Origin of the sequence: Labrys sp. KB_33_2, assembly GCF_052114505.1 — a bacterium.
Lineage (GTDB): Bacteria > Pseudomonadota > Alphaproteobacteria > Rhizobiales > Labraceae > Labrys.
The window spans coordinates 97,639-112,245 of the sequence record NZ_JBFREW010000015.1; the positions used below are offsets into that span (position 1 = coordinate 97,639).

Consider the following 14,607-nt stretch of genomic DNA (forward strand, 5'->3'; position numbering starts at 1 on the left):
CGACATGTTCGCATGTCGCGATGTCCGCTCTTGGGCGTTGACGAATGCGGCAAGAGACGAGGACCGAAAGAGAGGCGAGACGGCCCTCTCTACGAGATGCCGCCATGCCCTCAATATCGGAAGAGCGGGCAGAGCCCGCACTCCCAGGATTACGCCGCCAAATTGCGCAGCACGAACTGCAGGATGCCGCCGTTCTTGAAGTAGTCGAGCTCGTCCAGCGTATCGATGCGGCAGAGCAGCGGCACCTTGACGACCTTGCCGTCGGCGAAGCTGATTTCGGCCTCGATGGTGGCGCGCGGCTTGATCGTCTCGATCCCTTCGATCGTCACCATCTCGTCCCCCTTCAGGCCGAGCGTCTGCCAGGAGGTGCCTTCGGCGAAGGTGAAGGGCACCACGCCCATGCCGACCAGGTTGGAGCGATGGATGCGCTCGAAGCTTTGGGCGATCACGGCGCGCACGCCGAGCAGCTTGGTGCCCTTGGCCGCCCAGTCACGCGATGAGCCGGTGCCATACTCCTTGCCGGCGAACACCACCAAGGGCACGCCCTCGGCCTTGTAGCGCATGGCGACGTCATAGATCGGGGCTTCCACGCTATCGGGATAATGGATGGACAGGCCCCCTTCGATACCCGGCAGCATCTGGTTCTTGATGCGGATATTGGCAAAGGTGCCACGCATCATCACCTGGTGGTTGCCGCGGCGCGTGCCGTACTGGTTGAAGTCCACCGGGCGGACCTGATGGTCGCGCAGATATTCGCCCGCCGGGCTCGCCGCCTTGATCGAACCGGCCGGGGAGATGTGGTCGGTGGTGATCGAGTCGAGGAAGAGGCCGAGGACACGGGCCTTGTGCACATCCGTCGGCGGCACAGGCGTCTTGGTCATGCCTTCGAAATAAGGCGGGTTCTGCACATAGGTCGAACGCTCGTCCCAGGCATAGGTCTGCCCTGCTGGTGCCGAGATCTTCTGCCAGTTCTCGTCGCCCTTGAAGACGTCGGCATATTTAGACTTGAACATCGCCTGGGTGACATATTCGTCGATCACCGCCTGGATCTCGGCGCCATCGGGCCAGATGTCGGAGAGAAAGACGGGCTTGCCGTCGCTGCCAGTGCCGAGCGGCTCCAGCGTCACGTCGACCTGGAGGGAGCCGGCCAGCGCATAGGCGACGACCAGCGGCGGCGAGGCCAGGTAGTTGGCCTTGACGTCGGGATTGACGCGTCCCTCGAAGTTGCGGTTGCCCGAGAGCACGGCCGCGGCGACGATATCACCCTTGTTGACGGCCTCCGAGATCGGCTCGGGCAGCGGGCCTGAGTTGCCGATGCAAGTGGTGCAGCCAAAGCCGACCAGGTTGAAGCCGAGGGCGTCGAGATCCTTCTGCAGGCCGGACTGGCTGAGATAGGCTTCCACCACCTGCGATCCCGGTGCGAGCGAGGTCTTGACCCAGGGCTTGGACTTCAGGCCCTTGGCCGCCGCCTTGCGGGCGAGCAGGCCGGCCGCGACCAGCACGGAGGGATTGGAGGTGTTGGTGCAGGAGGTGATGGCGGCGATCGTCACGGCGCCATGGCCGATGGCATAGTCGGTGCCAGCGACGGCCTGCGCCTTGCCGGCTTCGCCCGGCTTCTTGAACTCACCTTCCAGTGCGGCGAGGAAGCCGGTCTTGGCGTCGGAGAGCAGCACGCGATCCTGCGGGCGCTTGGGGCCGGCGAGCGAGGGCAGCACAGTGGCGAGATCGAGCTCGAGAATGTCGGTGAACACCGGATCGAAGCTCGCCGAGGTCCGGAACATACCCTGTTCCTTGGAGTAGGCTTCGACCAAAGCGATGCGATCGGCATCGCGGCCCGACTTGTCGAGATAGCGCAGCGTCTCGGCATCGACTGGGAAGAAGCCGCAGGTCGCGCCATATTCCGGCGCCATGTTGGCGATGGTGGCCTTGTCCTCCAGCGTCATGGCGTCGAGGCCCTGGCCGAAGAACTCCACGAACTTGCCGACGACGCCCTTCTTGCGCAGCATCTGGGTGACGGTGAGCACGAGGTCGGTGGCGGTGACGCCTGCCGGCAGCTTGCCGTTGAGACGGAAGCCGATCACTTCGGGGATCAGCATCGAATTGGGCTGGCCGAGCATGGAAGCTTCCGCCTCGATGCCGCCGACGCCCCAGCCGAGCACGCCCAGGCCGTTGACCATGGTGGTGTGGCTGTCGGTGCCCACCAGCGTGTCGGGATAGGCGACGGTGACGCCGTCTTCTTCCTTGGTCCAGACCGTCTGGGCCAGATATTCGAGATTGACCTGGTGGCAGATGCCGGTGCCCGGCGGCACCACGCGGAAATTGTCGAAGGCCGACTGGCCCCACTTCAGGAAGCGGTAGCGCTCCTGGTTCTGCTCATATTCGCGGGCAACGTTGTTCTTGAAGGCGTCGTTGTTGCCGAAATAGTCGACAACGACGGAGTGGTCGATGACCAGATCGACCGGCACCAGCGGGTTGATCAGGGTGGGATCGCCACCCAGGGCCTTCATGGCGTCGCGCATGGCGGCGAGATCGACTACGGCCGGCACGCCGGTGAAGTCCTGCATCAGCACGCGGGCGGGGCGGAAGGCGATTTCGCGCTCGGCTTTGCCGCGATTGGTGAGGAAGGCGGCGATGGCTTCGATATCACCCTTGGAAACGCTGCGGCCATCCTCGAAACGCAGGAGGTTCTCGAGCAGGACCTTCATGGAGACCGGCAGGGCGGAAATGCCGGGAAGACCGTTCGCTTCCGCTGCTTTCAAGGAATAATAGGTATAGGTCTTCGAGCCCACCTGAAGTGTCTTGCGGGCTTTGAAGCTATCGAGAGAGGCCATGGCAGGTTCCCTGAAAAAGGCCGGGGAACGCCCCCAAGCCTATGATACGTCAGCGGAATTCGCGCTCACGAGGCGGTTTGTGCGGCGCGGTATGGTGCGTTTATAGAAGGATTCCAGTCAGGCCGCTACTGCCTATTTGACGACGTCTGCCATGCCAGGAATGCGGGGTTTGCCGCCTAAAGCGTTTTGAGATTGGACGAAATCGTCAAGAATCGCAAAGACGCGTCGAAACAAAGAATTAGAGCAAGTGAGCGTTCACGCCTGAACGCCCTTTGCTCTAGCCGACGGGGTGTGGCAGCAACAGACAAATCGGTTCGATTTTTTACGCTTTATTAAGGCTGATCCGGGATTCCCAGGCCTGACGCCACGATTCCTCGCGATTTCCGCCGTGTGACCATCGGCACGGCACGCTCGCGCCGCAATCGGCATCTACTCCGCCAACTTCAATTTTCAGACCGCGGTCGGACTTTCGATCCCGAGGATATCATGCAGCCATTTGCTCCCTTGCTTGCCAAGCTTCGCACCGAATTCCGGCACGCCTGGTTCCCCACCTTGCTGATCTGCAGCATGGTGATCCTGCATGACCTCGCCACGGGCATCCAGCACAGCGGCCTGGTGGTCGCGCTCCTGATCGCCACCTTCATCCTCGCCCGCCCCGCCATGCTGCGCCGGCGCTCGCCACTGCAGAGCTGGCGCCACAGCCTGATCTATGCCGGAACCATCCTGGTTGCGACCCTGGTCTCCCTGGGCACGCTCGACTGGCTGAAGCTGTGAGGCCGATGACGATGACGATCATGCTGCGGTAACCAGCGTCACCGCAGCATAATCCAAAGCGGGCTCTTCCAGGCCTTCAGGGCGTCGAGGAAGACCTGCAGCTTGGCAGGAAGGAAGCGCCTAGTCTGGTAGACGGCGTGCACGAAGATCTCCGGCGAAGACCAATCCGGCAGGAGGCGTACGAGGTCGCCGCTCTCGATGCGCTCGTCGCAATAGGTCGAGGGCAGGAGACCGATGCCATGGCCCTTATAGGTGAAGGCGCTCACGGCCTGGAAGTCGCGGCTGGCGATCGGCCCGGAGACCTGGACCTTCACCGCCTTGCGGCCGCTGACCAGATGCCATTCGGCTTCGTTGTTGCGCCCGTTCATCAGGACGCAGCGATGGCGCGCGAGATCCTCCGGCCTGTCCGGCACCTCTCGATCCCTCAGATAAGCCGGCGTCGCCACGACATAGCGCACGCTCTTGCCGATGCGCTGAGCGATGATGCTGGAATCCGGCAGTTCCCCGAAACGGATGGCGACATCGACATTCTCGGCGATCAGGTCGAGAAAGACATTGGTGACGACGAGGTCGACCTGGATGTGCGGATAGGCCGTCAGGAAGGACGAGATGAAGTCGTAGAAGGGCTCCTGCCCCATGATCACCGGCACCGAGACCCGGAGCAGGCCCTCCGGCCTTCTTTGTGCCTGGACGAGGACCCGCTCGGCATCCTGGAGCTGGCCGAGCGGCTCGCTGCATTGCTGGTAATAGGCGCGCCCCTGGGCCGTGAGGGTCAATTTGCGCGTCGTGCGCTGCAGCAGCGTCACGGCCAATTGCTCCTCGAGGGCGCTCACCTTGCGGCTGACGGTGGAGACCGGCATGCCGAGCGCATGGGCGGCCCGGCTGAAGCTGCCGAACTGCGCAACCTTCACGAAAACGGCGATGTCGTTGAGATCCGCCATGTCGTTATTTTTGCATGAGTGGAAAATTGATTCCAGATATTTCCATCTAATCAAAGAACTGGCCGCGACGCACATTCCTGCCACGAGAACAAACCAACTCGTGGAGAACGCAAATGACAAACAAGGTCGTCATCGTCACCGGCGCCTCGCAGGGCATCGGTGCAGGCCTCGCCAACGCCTTCCTCGAACGCGGCTACGACGTGGTCGCAACCTCGCGGCGGGTTTCGCAGACGAACGAGATCCGGGCCTCCGATCGGCTGGCCCGTGTCGACGGCGACATCGCCGATCCCGCCACCGCGCAGCGTGTGGTGGAAACCGCGCTGGCCCGCTTCGGGCGGATCGATGCTCTGGTCAATAATGCCGGCATCTTCTTCACCAAGCCGTTCGTCGACTACACGCTGGAGGATTACCGCAGGCTCGCCGCCACCAATGTGGAAGGCTTCCTGCATCTCACCCAGGCGGTGGTGCGTCAGATGCTTACCCAGAAGAGCGGCGGCAGCATCGTCAGCATCACCACGCCCCTGGCCGGCCACCCGATCGCCGGTGTCAACGCCTCCGTCGCCATGGCCACCAAGGGCGGCATCGAGGCCCTCTCCAAGAACATCGCCATGGAATATGCGCATGAGGGCATCCGCGTGAACACGGTCGCGCCCGGTGTGGTCGACACGCCGCTCCACAAGGACAGCCCAAGGGATTTCATCAATGCCTTGTCACCCATGCCCGGCATTTCCGGTGTCGGGGAAATCGTCCAGGCGGTTCTCTTCCTGACCGAGGCTCCGCGCGTAACCGGGGAGGTGCTGCACGTCGATGGCGGCGCACATCTGGGCAAATGGTAAACTTCGGCAACGGCCCCACTGGAAAAGGCGCCGGTGCGGAGCAGCGACTTCGGGAGTTCGGCATCACCCTTCCGCCATCACCGACCCCGTTCGGCGCCTATGTCGAGGCAGTCAGGATCGGGAGGCTGATGTTTCTCAGCGGCATGCTGCCGGTGATCGATCGCAAGCCGCAATTTCTCGGATGCCTCGGCGGCGAACTGACGGTAGAGGAAGGCTACAGGGCGGCTGAACTCGCCGCCCGTAGTGCGCTGGCGGCGATCAGGGAGGAACTCGGTTCGCTCGACAAGGTGACCGGCGTCGCCAAGCTCGGCGTCTACATCGCCACGCAAGGTGATTTCCGGGACCACCCGAAGGTGGCCGATGGCGCCTCCGAGCTCCTTCTCAAGGTTTTCGGCGCGGACATGCTGTCGGGCCGGGTCGTGCTCGGCGTCGCCAGCCTGCCCCTAGGGTTGCCGGTCGAAATCGAGCTCGTGGTCGAGATCGCCGATTGAGCGGCTGCCCATCGGAGCGGCGCGTTAGGTGCCGCTCACGCTGAAACTCGCATGTGCCATGTCGAGAAAGGCCGAGAGCGCGCTCGAGACATAACCGTCGGCCCGGCGCACGAACAGCGTGTCGACCTCCGCCCGCTCGGGCGGGAGCTTGTGGATGGCAATCCTGCCCTCCTGCCAGGCGCCGGCGACCACGCTTCTCGGCAACAAGGTGATACCGACGCCGGCCGACACGCAGCTGATGATTGCCTCCAGCGAGCCGAATTCCAGCGGCCTTGCGGTCACGATCCCCCTCTCGGCCAGCAAGGTTTCGAGCCGCTGGCGATAGGAGCAGCCGACCTGGAAAACGATCGTCTTCAACTCCGGGACCGAGGCCAACTCGTCGGGGCTCCGAAGGTTGCGGGCGGTGACGAGGACGAGTTCCTCCCGGAAGACGACCTGCTGGTGCAATTCGGGATGGCTGACGGGGCCGGCAACAAAGGCGCCTTCAAGGCGGCAGGCGATCACTTCGTCCAGGAGCTTGCGCGTAGTGCCGGTGGTGAGGACGAGCCGGACGGCGGGATGGGTCTTGGCAAATCGGCTGAGCAGGCCGGACAGCCGCAGCGCCGCCGTCGTCTCCAGACTGCCGAGGGACAGAGCGCCGCTCGGCGCGCCCTCGTCCTGCGCGGCCGTTCGGGCATCCGCCAGCAGCCTGGCGATACGGCCGACAAAAGGCAGCACACGCTGCCCCGCGGGCGTGATCGACACACCGCGCGCATGGCGCTGGAACAGACTGACGCCAAGGTCCTGCTCGAGGGTACGGATACGGGTCGTCACATTGGATTGGACGGTGTTCAGCTCCTGGGCGGCCCGGTTCATGCTGCCGAGCCGGGATACAGCTTCGAACACCCTCAGATCGGATATATCCATGCCGGTCGCATCCACTGCAAACATAGATATCTCAAATAGAGATATCTCGTATCCTTTATATTCGTTTTTATAGATTGATACGGTCCCTTAAGTTCGTCAAGAACGACAATCGAGGGTCGACGAATGGCCGGTACCATCATCTTGGACCGTGACGGGAATTCCAGCGAGCGCAGCCCGAACATGTGGCGCGCGATCCTGTCCGCCTTCTGCGCCAGCCTGATCGGCATTGGCCTTGCCCGCTTCGCCTATACGCCGCTGCTGCCGGCAATCGTCGATGCGCACTGGTTCGAAGCCTCGACGGCCGCCTATCTCAGCGCTGCCAACCTGGCAGGCTATCTTGCCGGTGCCCTTATCGGCCGTCCGCTGGCCGCGCGTTTCTCGACCATTGCCATTCTCAGGATCATGATGGCCCTGGCTACCTTTACCTTCTTCGCCTGCGCCTATCCGCTCGGCTTTGCCTGGTTCTTCGCCTGGCGCTTCGTCGCCGGCTTGGCGGGCGGCACGCTGATGGTCCTGGCGGCTCCGACCGTACTCGCCCATGTCGCACCGGCGAGGCGGGGGCTTGCCGGCGGCGCCATCTTCATGGGGATCGGCGCGGGTATCGCCGCCTCCGGCACGCTGGCGCCACTGTTGCTGCAACAGGGGCTGCGGCAAGCCTGGTTCGGTCTCGGCGCGCTTTCGCTATTGTTGACGGCTGCCGCCTGGACCGGCTGGCCGCGAGGCGAGAATGCGGTAGGCCAGCCCCCCGCCCAATCCGGCCATGCCCCCAGGACGGCAAGCCTGCGCGCCCTCTATGCCGAATATGCCCTCAATGCCGCCGGCTGGGTGCCCCACATGATCTTCCTGGTCGATTTCGTCGCGCGGGGATTGGGCGAAGGCGTCGAGGTCGGCGCGCTTTATTGGGTCATCTTCGGCATCGGCGCCACCATCGGCCCTCTCCTGGCCGGTCACCTCGCCGATCGCATCGGTTTCGGCGCTGCCTTGCGCACCTCCTTCCTGCTCGAAGCCGTCGCGGTAGCCCTGCCCGCCGGCGTCATGGGCCAGCCATGGCTGATCGCCTCCAGCCTCGTGGTCGGCGCCTTCGTCACCGGCACGGTGCCGCTGGTCATCGGCCGCATCCATGAACTCCTGCCGCACCATCCCGCTCAGCAAAAACGCGCCTGGAGCCTGGCGACAGTGTGGTTCGCTCTGTTCCAGGCCGGTGCTGCCTATGCCTTGTCCTTCCTCTTCGCGCAGAGCGGCGGCAATTACCGCCTGCTCTTTGTGATCGGTTCGGTCGCGATGATCCTGGCCCTGGCGATCGACCTTATCGCAAACAGAAGTGGTCCTCGCCGATAAGGGCGGAGGGAACAAACTAGCCGTTCACTCGCGGAGGCGGGCCGGTCGGGCTCACCGCGAGACGATGCAGGCCGGGTTCTTCCCCGACGGTACCTTTACCTCTCTGCCGCCGCATGGAACATGATCCCTGCGAGGGGAATCACACTGGGGGAAATTTGGCATGAGGAAGGTCGGTTTCGCGACCCTCGTCGCGGCTGCCGCCATGGCGGCCACGCCGACGCTGGCTGCGTCGGTCCTGATTGAAAATATCAGGGGTTATACCATCCGGGACGGCGAACTCGTCCGTTTCGACGCGCTCGTCTTCGGTGAGGACGGCAAGGTCATCGCCACCGGCGCGAGCAAGGAACTCGCCAAGGCCCATGCCGATGCGGCCAGGCGCGACGGTCGCGGCAAGGTGCTGCTGCCGGGCCTGATCGACGCCCATGGCCATGTCGGCGGCCTCGGCGAAACGCTGACGACGATCGACCTGTCCTCGACTGCCAGCCTCAAGGCCGGCCTCAAGCTGGTGAGCGCCTATGCGAGCGCCAATCCCAAGGCAGCCTGGATCCGCGGCGGAGGCTGGAACCAGGTGGTCTGGAAGCTCGGTCGCTTCCCCAACGCCGCCGAGCTCGACGCCGTGGTCAGGGATCGGCCGGTCTGGCTCGAACGGGTCGACGGCCATGCCGGCTGGGCCAACGGCAAGGCGCTCGCCCTCGCCGGCGTGACCAAGGATACCAAGGATCCCGATGGCGGGCGCATTGAGCGCGACGCCCAGGGCAATCCCACCGGGGTACTGGTCGACAAGGCCATGGACCTCGTCGTCAAGGTGCTGCCGGCTAAGACCGAAGCTGATCGTGCCGCCAATCTCACCGCCGCCCTCGCCCACATGGCCAAGCTCGGCCTGACTGGTGCGCATGACGCAGGCGTCGAGGCTGCCGACATTGCGGTGTACAAGCGCTTCGCCGACGAGGGCCGCCTCACCGCCCGCATCTATGCCATGGTCGGCGGCGTCGGTGAGGATTTCAAGACCGTCTCGGCTGGCGGACCGCTGCTCGGCTATGGGCAGGACCGGCTGACCGTGCGCAGCGTCAAGCTCTACGCCGATGGCGCGCTGGGCAGCCGCGGTGCCGCGCTGATCGAGCCCTATAGCGACGATCCCGGCAATCGTGGCCTGCTCTTCCGCAAGCCCGAGGAGATGCAGGCCGATATCGAGACGGCGCTGAAGGCCGGCTTCCAGACCAATGTCCATGCCATCGGCGACGCCGGTAACCGCGAGGTGCTCGATGCCTTCGAGGGCGCCTTCGCCAAGGTGGGCGGACGCGATTTGCGCAACCGCATCGAGCATGCCCAGGTGCTGGCGCTCACCGACCTGCCGCGCCTCAAGAGCCTCGGGCTCGTCGCCTCGATGCAGCCCACCCACGCCACCTCCGACATGAACATGGCTGAGGACAGGGTCGGTCACGAGCGTATCCGCGGCGCCTATGCCTGGCGTACCGTGCTCAACCAGGGCACGGTGATTGCAGGCGGTTCGGACTTTCCGGTGGAATCGGCCAATCCTTTCTTCGGCCTGCACGCGGCCGTCAACCGCACCGACCATCAGGGCAAGCCCGTCGCCGGCTGGCATGCCGAGCAGGCGATGACGCGGGTGGAGGCCTTCCGCGCCTTCACCCTGGACGCCGCCTATGCCGGACACCAGGAGAAGAGCCTCGGCAGCCTGGAACCGGGTAAATGGGCCGATTTCATCCTGGTCGACCAGGACATCTTCGCCGTCGATCCCCAGTTGATCTGGAAGACCAAGGTCGCGGAAACCTGGGTCGGCGGCAAGAAGGTATATCCCGCCGGGAAGTAAGGCGCCTGCGAGCCTGAAAGGCAGCTGAAGCGCCGCCCCTTGTCATCGCCGGGCTTGACCCGGCGATTCAGGGAAACGCAACAACTGCGATGCTGGCAAATAGATGCCCGGGACAAGCCCGGGCATGACAAAACCGGAGTCCCTCGCGGCGCCAAGGCCGCTTTTCGCGCAGAGGCTCAGGCCTGCCCCACGCTGCCATAGACCATGCGGCCCTGGTGGAAGGTGGCCGTGCGCGCCGGCATGCGGGCTACCGCTTCGGCCGAGCAACTGGCGGGAACAAGTGTGAAGGCCGCGTCGTCGCCGGCCTTCGGCCAGGCGCGCTTGCCGCTGTCATCCAGTGGCAGCACGCCACCGGTGGCGATCGACAGGGAGCGAGAGAGATGGAACTCGTCCGAGCCATGGTAGAGCTGCGCGTAGAGATTGGCCTTTTCGAGCATGTCGCCGCTGCCGAAAGGTGACCAATGATCGATCACGCTGTCGGTGCCGGTCATCACGAAGACGCCCTTCTCGCTGAGCTGCGGCAGCGGCATCACCAGGCTGCCGATCGGCACCGTCGAGGCAATGGTGATGCCCTGGGCGGCAAAGCGCGTGGCAATCTCGGACAACGCCTCCGGCGAGAGCGTGGTGAGGGCGAAGGCATGGCTGATGGTGACCTTGCCCTTGAGCGCCGGGTTCTTCTCCACCGTATCGACCATGTAGTTGATCGCGGCCACGCCGGCCGGGCTGGTCTCATGCAGATGGATGTCCACGCCCTTGCCGCTATCGAGCGCGATCTGGAACATGGCGTCGAGCGATTTTTCCATGGCGCCGTCGACATTGGTCGGGTCGAGCCCGCCGACATATTGCACGCCCATGCCCATGGCTTCGCGCATCAGGCCGTCAACCTTGGAATGCAGGAGGCCGTGCTGGGGGAAGGCGACGATCTCGCAGCTGAAGTCGCTTCGATGGTTCTCCAGCGCGCGCTGCAGATGTTCCAGGCTCTTGAGCCCGCTGACCGGATCGATGTTGCAATGGCTGCGCGCCACCGTGCTGCCCTTGGACTGCAACAAGGCAATCAGCCCTTCGGCGCGCTGCTGCGAGGTGGGCAGTAGCTTGGGCAGCAATTTCTGCTCCCGCGCGATCATGTCCATGATGGTCTTGCCTTGGCGCGGGCGCGGGGCCTGCCAGGGACCGCCATAGAAGGTCTTGTCGAGGTGGATGTGCATGTCGCGCATCGCCGGCAGCAGGAGTTGGCCATGCGCCTGGTAACGCGGCAGGCCGTCGTCCAGCTTGGCGCCGGCCGCATGCAGGGCAGCGATCTTGCCGTCCTTGATCTCCAGCGTATAGAGCGCCGTGCGGGTGCCGATCACCGTCTCGCCCTCATATTCGAAGCCTTCTTCGAGGCGCACGTCGCTGAGATAATAATGGCGATCGCTCAGCGTGCTGGCGCCTGCTTCACCGGCCGGACGGCTGGTGCCGGCTGTCGCGGCCATGGCGCTGCCGCCTGCCATGCCGACGACCGCCCAGGCCGTGGTGAGTTTTCCGGTCTGGCTGAGAAAGGCTCTGCGGCTCGGCTGCTGCTGGTTTTCCACGGTGTTTCCTGCCCTCGATTGGTTGCTTATGCTGCCAATTTACGAAAGGGCGGCTGCGGTTGGCAGCGACATTTGCCAATGCTGATCATTCGATTCGGCAATGATGGGACCTGAATGCAGAGCATGAATGAATGGCCAGGCCTTTCATGCCAAGAGGGCGGCGGAGATTTCCGCGCTTTATGCCTCCAACCCGCAGAAGGTGACCAGCCGCTCCGCCAGGGTCATGACAGCATCGGCAGCGCCGTCACGGAAATAGAGCGCCAGCTCGAAATCGGTCACCGGCTGCAGTCCTTCGGCCTCGCCCAATATGCGGTGACTCGGCAGCCGGCAGCCGGCGGGCAACAGGGTGACGCCGAGGCCGGCGGCGGATGCGGCGGTGAGCGCGGCCAGGCTGGCGCTGCTGTAGCCGACCCGCCAGCGCCGGCCGAGAGCGTCGAGTGCCTGGCATAATTCCTCGCGATAGAGCCCGTTGGGCGGGAAGACCGCCAGCGGCACCGGGGCCTGCTCGATGGCCGGGTGGGCCAGGCTATCCAGCCACAGCAGGGGTTCGGGCCTGGCGGCGCGCGGCGGCTGGCTGCGACGCTGCTTGACCAGGATGAGATCGAGCTCCTCGCGCCCATAGGCGCCATGCAGATCCGCACTCAGCCCGCTGGTGACATCCAGCCGCAAATGCGGGTGCTCGCGGCTGAAGGCTGCCAGCAATTCGGCAGTGGGCACCGTATAGTCCTCGGGCATGCCCAGTCGCAGCACGCCATCGCGCCACAGGCCCGTCAGGGCGTCATGCGCCTCCTCGTTCAAGGCAATGATGCGCCGGGCATAGCCCAGCATCTTGATGCCCTCTTCGGTGAGTTGCACCTGATGCGAGGAGCGCTCGAACAGGGGCCTGCCCAGCATCTCCTCCAGCCGGCGGATCTGCTGGCTGACCGTGGACTGCGACAGCGACACGATCTCGGCCGCGCGGGTGAAGCTCACCGTGTCGCACACCGCCACGAAGCTGTTCAGGAGTTGCGGATTGAACATCGGATAGCGATTCATGCACCCACCGCCGGCACCCCTCCGTTCGATCGCTCACTTGTAGACGACAGTCGAGCTTGATTGCAGCGCAGCGACACCGTCAATTTGCCGAATGCACCGTTCAGAACGAAGATGTGCGATGACCAAAACATGCGCAAACGAAAACGGCGCGGCCAAGCCGCGCCGTTTTCATAAAAATCAAGGGATAATGCCTCAGTCCTTGCGGCGCAGGCGCACGATCACGTCGACGCGGGCGACCTCATAACCATCAGGCACCTTCGGCATCTCGGCCATGTTGACCTCGCCGGGAATGTCGAGCACCTCATTGTCGCCTTCGACATAGTAATGATGGTGCTCATGCACATTGGTGTCGAAATAGGTCTTCGAACCATCCACGGCGAATTCGCGCAGCAGACCGACTTCCGTGAACTGGTGCAGTGTGTTGTAGACGGTGGCCAGCGAAACAGGCACGCGGGCCTTGGAGGCCTCGTCATGCAATATTTCGGCCGTGATGTGCCGATCGCCCTTCTGGAACAGCAACCAGCCCAACGCCAGGCGCTGTCGGGTGGGCCTCAGACCGACGTCACGCAGCATAGAACGCACGTCGTGGAACGGGCAGCCCGTGCGCTGGTGGTCGCGAGAGGGAAGCTCGCGCGAAGGCGCTGCATCCGGCGTGGCCGCCTTGGCGGAACGATCGAAGTGAATGACTGTGGTCGCTGACATGATGCGTTTCTACAACTTTTCTCGGCGACATTCTAGGGCAAGTGATGCCGCAGGCGCAATCATCATAATGGCTGATGGCAACTATGCCCTGGAAAAATAGCCCTTTTTGGCGATCACCCCCGTTTAAGGGCCGTCAGGACCTTCAGCCCAGGGTGGCCGGTGACCGGCAGGCCGAGCCGGCGCTGCACATCGCGTATCGCCTGGATGGTCTTGTTGCCGATCGAGCCGTCGGGCGTACCCACATCGTAGCCCTTGCGTGCCAGTAGGGCCTGAAGTTCCTTGCGTTGCGCCCGCGACAGGCCGGGATCATCGGTTGGCCATGGCGTTGCGAAGGGGCTTCCACCCCGGATACGGTCGGACAAATGGGCGATCGCCAGCGCGTAGGACTCGGCGGCGTTGTAGGAATAGATCGCATCGAAATTGCGGAACACCACGAAAGCCGGCCCTTCCGGTCCGGCCGGCAGCAGGATCGCGGCCCGGGCATTGCCGCCCTGCAGCGGAGCGCCATCGATACGGGTCACGCCCATCGCGGCCCAGGAGCCGAGCGGGCGCTTCTTGGTGCGTCCGGCCAGCCCCGCCTTGAAGCCGGGCGGCAGGCGCACCTCATAGCCCCAGCGCGTGCCGGAAGCCCAGCCAGACCGGGCCAGATAGTTGGCGGTGGAGGCGAGTGCATCGGGCACGGAATCGACCACATCGCGCCGTCCGTCGCCGTCTCCGTCCACGGCGAGGCGCAGGAAGGTCGAGGGCATGAACTGGGTATTGCCGAAGGCACCGGCCCAGGAGCCAACCAGATGATCGGGATTGACGTCGCCGCGCTGGATGATCTTCAGCGTGGCGATGAGCTCACCCTGGAAATAGGCCTGGCGGCGGCCGGCATAGCAGGAAAGCGTGGCCAGTGACTGCACCAGCGGGCGCGTGCCCTTGCTCTCGCCGTAGTTGGACTCGACGCCCCAAACCGCGACCACCACGGCCGGGTCGACGCCATAGCGCCGCTGCACGCCCGAAAGCACCGAACCATATTTGGCCAGCATCTGCTTGCCGTCGGCCACGCGTTGCGTATCGACCAGCGAGGCCATGTAGTCCCAGATCGGTGTCTTGAACTCGGGCTGCTTGTTCATCGCATCGATCACGGTCATGTCCGGCTGCAGGCCGCTGAACTGCCGGTTGATCACGGACGACGATACCCCCGCCGCACCAGCGCGCGCGCCGATGGCTGAAAGGCACTGTTGGAAGGAAGCTGATGACGCCGGCAGAGCCGAGAGGGCGAGCAGCGCAAGGGCGGGCAGGACTGACTTTTTCATGGCCTCGATCATGATTCATCAAGGTAAATGAAAGATGGCCAAACCGGCCGAAA

General features: G+C 64.2%; 12 protein-coding genes. 5 read left to right on the forward strand and 7 right to left on the reverse strand.

Features of this window, described 5'->3' with window-relative positions; genetic code table 11:
* Window positions 1-149: 149 nt before the first annotated feature.
* Window positions 150-2,831 (reverse strand): aconitate hydratase AcnA, encoded by a 2,682-nt coding sequence (acnA, locus tag AB4037_RS25045; RefSeq protein ID WP_441773342.1) that lies wholly within the window; start codon window positions 2,829-2,831, stop codon window positions 150-152.
* Window positions 2,832-3,317: 486 nt separating this feature from the next.
* On the opposite strand from acnA, the gene AB4037_RS25050 reads away from it, so the two are divergent.
* Window positions 3,318-3,605: a hypothetical protein gene (locus tag AB4037_RS25050; RefSeq protein WP_434959478.1), complete on the forward strand. Its 288-nt coding sequence runs from the start codon at window positions 3,318-3,320 to the stop codon at window positions 3,603-3,605.
* Window positions 3,606-3,643: 38 nt separating this feature from the next.
* Here the strand turns inward: AB4037_RS25050 and AB4037_RS25055 are convergent, their stop codons facing one another.
* Complete coding sequence (locus AB4037_RS25055; protein ID WP_441773343.1) at window positions 3,644-4,546, reverse strand: LysR family transcriptional regulator; 903 nt, start codon at window positions 4,544-4,546, stop codon at window positions 3,644-3,646.
* A 113-nt stretch (window positions 4,547-4,659) separates the two neighbouring features.
* Between AB4037_RS25055 and AB4037_RS25060 the strand changes: the two genes are divergently transcribed.
* Window positions 4,660-5,382, forward strand: a complete 723-nt coding sequence (locus AB4037_RS25060; RefSeq protein WP_441773344.1) for an SDR family NAD(P)-dependent oxidoreductase — start codon at window positions 4,660-4,662, stop codon at window positions 5,380-5,382.
* Window positions 5,376-5,873, forward strand: coding sequence for a RidA family protein (locus tag AB4037_RS25065; protein ID WP_441773345.1), 498 nt, complete (start codon window positions 5,376-5,378; stop codon window positions 5,871-5,873). Before AB4037_RS25060 ends, AB4037_RS25065 begins: the two co-directional genes overlap by 7 nt.
* Window positions 5,874-5,897: 24 nt before the next feature.
* Here AB4037_RS25065 and AB4037_RS25070 read toward each other — a convergent pair whose 3' ends face one another.
* Window positions 5,898-6,779, reverse strand: coding sequence for a LysR family transcriptional regulator (locus AB4037_RS25070; protein WP_441773346.1), 882 nt, complete (start codon window positions 6,777-6,779; stop codon window positions 5,898-5,900).
* Between the two features lie 123 nt (window positions 6,780-6,902).
* Between AB4037_RS25070 and AB4037_RS25075 the strand changes: the two genes are divergently transcribed.
* A complete protein-coding gene (locus tag AB4037_RS25075; RefSeq protein ID WP_441773347.1) occupies window positions 6,903-8,117 on the forward strand; it encodes a YbfB/YjiJ family MFS transporter in 1,215 nt (404 codons plus the stop codon).
* A gap of 160 nt (window positions 8,118-8,277) precedes the next feature.
* Entirely contained in the window at window positions 8,278-9,945 is a 1,668-nt protein-coding gene (locus AB4037_RS25080) for an amidohydrolase (protein WP_441773348.1), read from the forward strand.
* A 176-nt stretch (window positions 9,946-10,121) separates the two neighbouring features.
* Here the strand turns inward: AB4037_RS25080 and AB4037_RS25085 are convergent, their stop codons facing one another.
* The 4 genes from AB4037_RS25085 to AB4037_RS25100 all read right to left on the reverse strand — a co-directional run bounded on the left by AB4037_RS25085 (window position 10,122) and on the right by AB4037_RS25100 (window position 14,554).
* Window positions 10,122-11,516 (reverse strand): amidohydrolase family protein, encoded by a 1,395-nt coding sequence (locus tag AB4037_RS25085; RefSeq protein WP_434959471.1) that lies wholly within the window; start codon window positions 11,514-11,516, stop codon window positions 10,122-10,124.
* 177 nt (window positions 11,517-11,693) lie between these two features.
* Complete coding sequence (locus AB4037_RS25090) at window positions 11,694-12,551, reverse strand: LysR family transcriptional regulator (RefSeq protein WP_441773349.1); 858 nt, start codon at window positions 12,549-12,551, stop codon at window positions 11,694-11,696.
* Between the two features lie 192 nt (window positions 12,552-12,743).
* Window positions 12,744-13,253, reverse strand: a complete 510-nt coding sequence (gene irrA, locus AB4037_RS25095) for an iron response transcriptional regulator IrrA (protein WP_434959469.1) — start codon at window positions 13,251-13,253, stop codon at window positions 12,744-12,746.
* A gap of 113 nt (window positions 13,254-13,366) precedes the next feature.
* Window positions 13,367-14,554 carry a lytic murein transglycosylase gene (locus AB4037_RS25100; RefSeq protein WP_441773350.1) on the reverse strand — a complete coding sequence of 396 codons (1,188 nt, stop codon included), beginning with the start codon at window positions 14,552-14,554 and terminating at the stop codon, window positions 13,367-13,369.
* Window positions 14,555-14,607: the final 53 nt, after the last annotated feature.

Excerpts from the sequence above, each read along its gene's own strand:
- acnA (WP_441773342.1), bottom strand. The coding sequence starts at position 2,831 with ATGGCCTCTCTCGATAGCTTCAAAGCCCGCAAGACACTTCAGGTGGGC.
- AB4037_RS25050 (WP_434959478.1), top strand. The coding sequence starts at position 3,318 with ATGCAGCCATTTGCTCCCTTGCTTGCCAAGCTTCGCACCGAATTCCGG.
- AB4037_RS25055 (WP_441773343.1), bottom strand. The coding sequence starts at position 4,546 with ATGGCGGATCTCAACGACATCGCCGTTTTCGTGAAGGTTGCGCAGTTC.
- AB4037_RS25060 (WP_441773344.1), top strand. The coding sequence starts at position 4,660 with ATGACAAACAAGGTCGTCATCGTCACCGGCGCCTCGCAGGGCATCGGT.
- AB4037_RS25065 (WP_441773345.1), top strand. The coding sequence starts at position 5,376 with ATGGTAAACTTCGGCAACGGCCCCACTGGAAAAGGCGCCGGTGCGGAG.
- AB4037_RS25070 (WP_441773346.1), bottom strand. The coding sequence starts at position 6,779 with ATGGATATATCCGATCTGAGGGTGTTCGAAGCTGTATCCCGGCTCGGC.
- AB4037_RS25075 (WP_441773347.1), top strand. The coding sequence starts at position 6,903 with ATGGCCGGTACCATCATCTTGGACCGTGACGGGAATTCCAGCGAGCGC.
- AB4037_RS25080 (WP_441773348.1), top strand. The coding sequence starts at position 8,278 with ATGAGGAAGGTCGGTTTCGCGACCCTCGTCGCGGCTGCCGCCATGGCG.
- AB4037_RS25090 (WP_441773349.1), bottom strand. The coding sequence starts at position 12,551 with ATGAATCGCTATCCGATGTTCAATCCGCAACTCCTGAACAGCTTCGTG.
- irrA (WP_434959469.1), bottom strand. The coding sequence starts at position 13,253 with ATGTCAGCGACCACAGTCATTCACTTCGATCGTTCCGCCAAGGCGGCC.
- AB4037_RS25100 (WP_441773350.1), bottom strand. The coding sequence starts at position 14,554 with ATGAAAAAGTCAGTCCTGCCCGCCCTTGCGCTGCTCGCCCTCTCGGCT.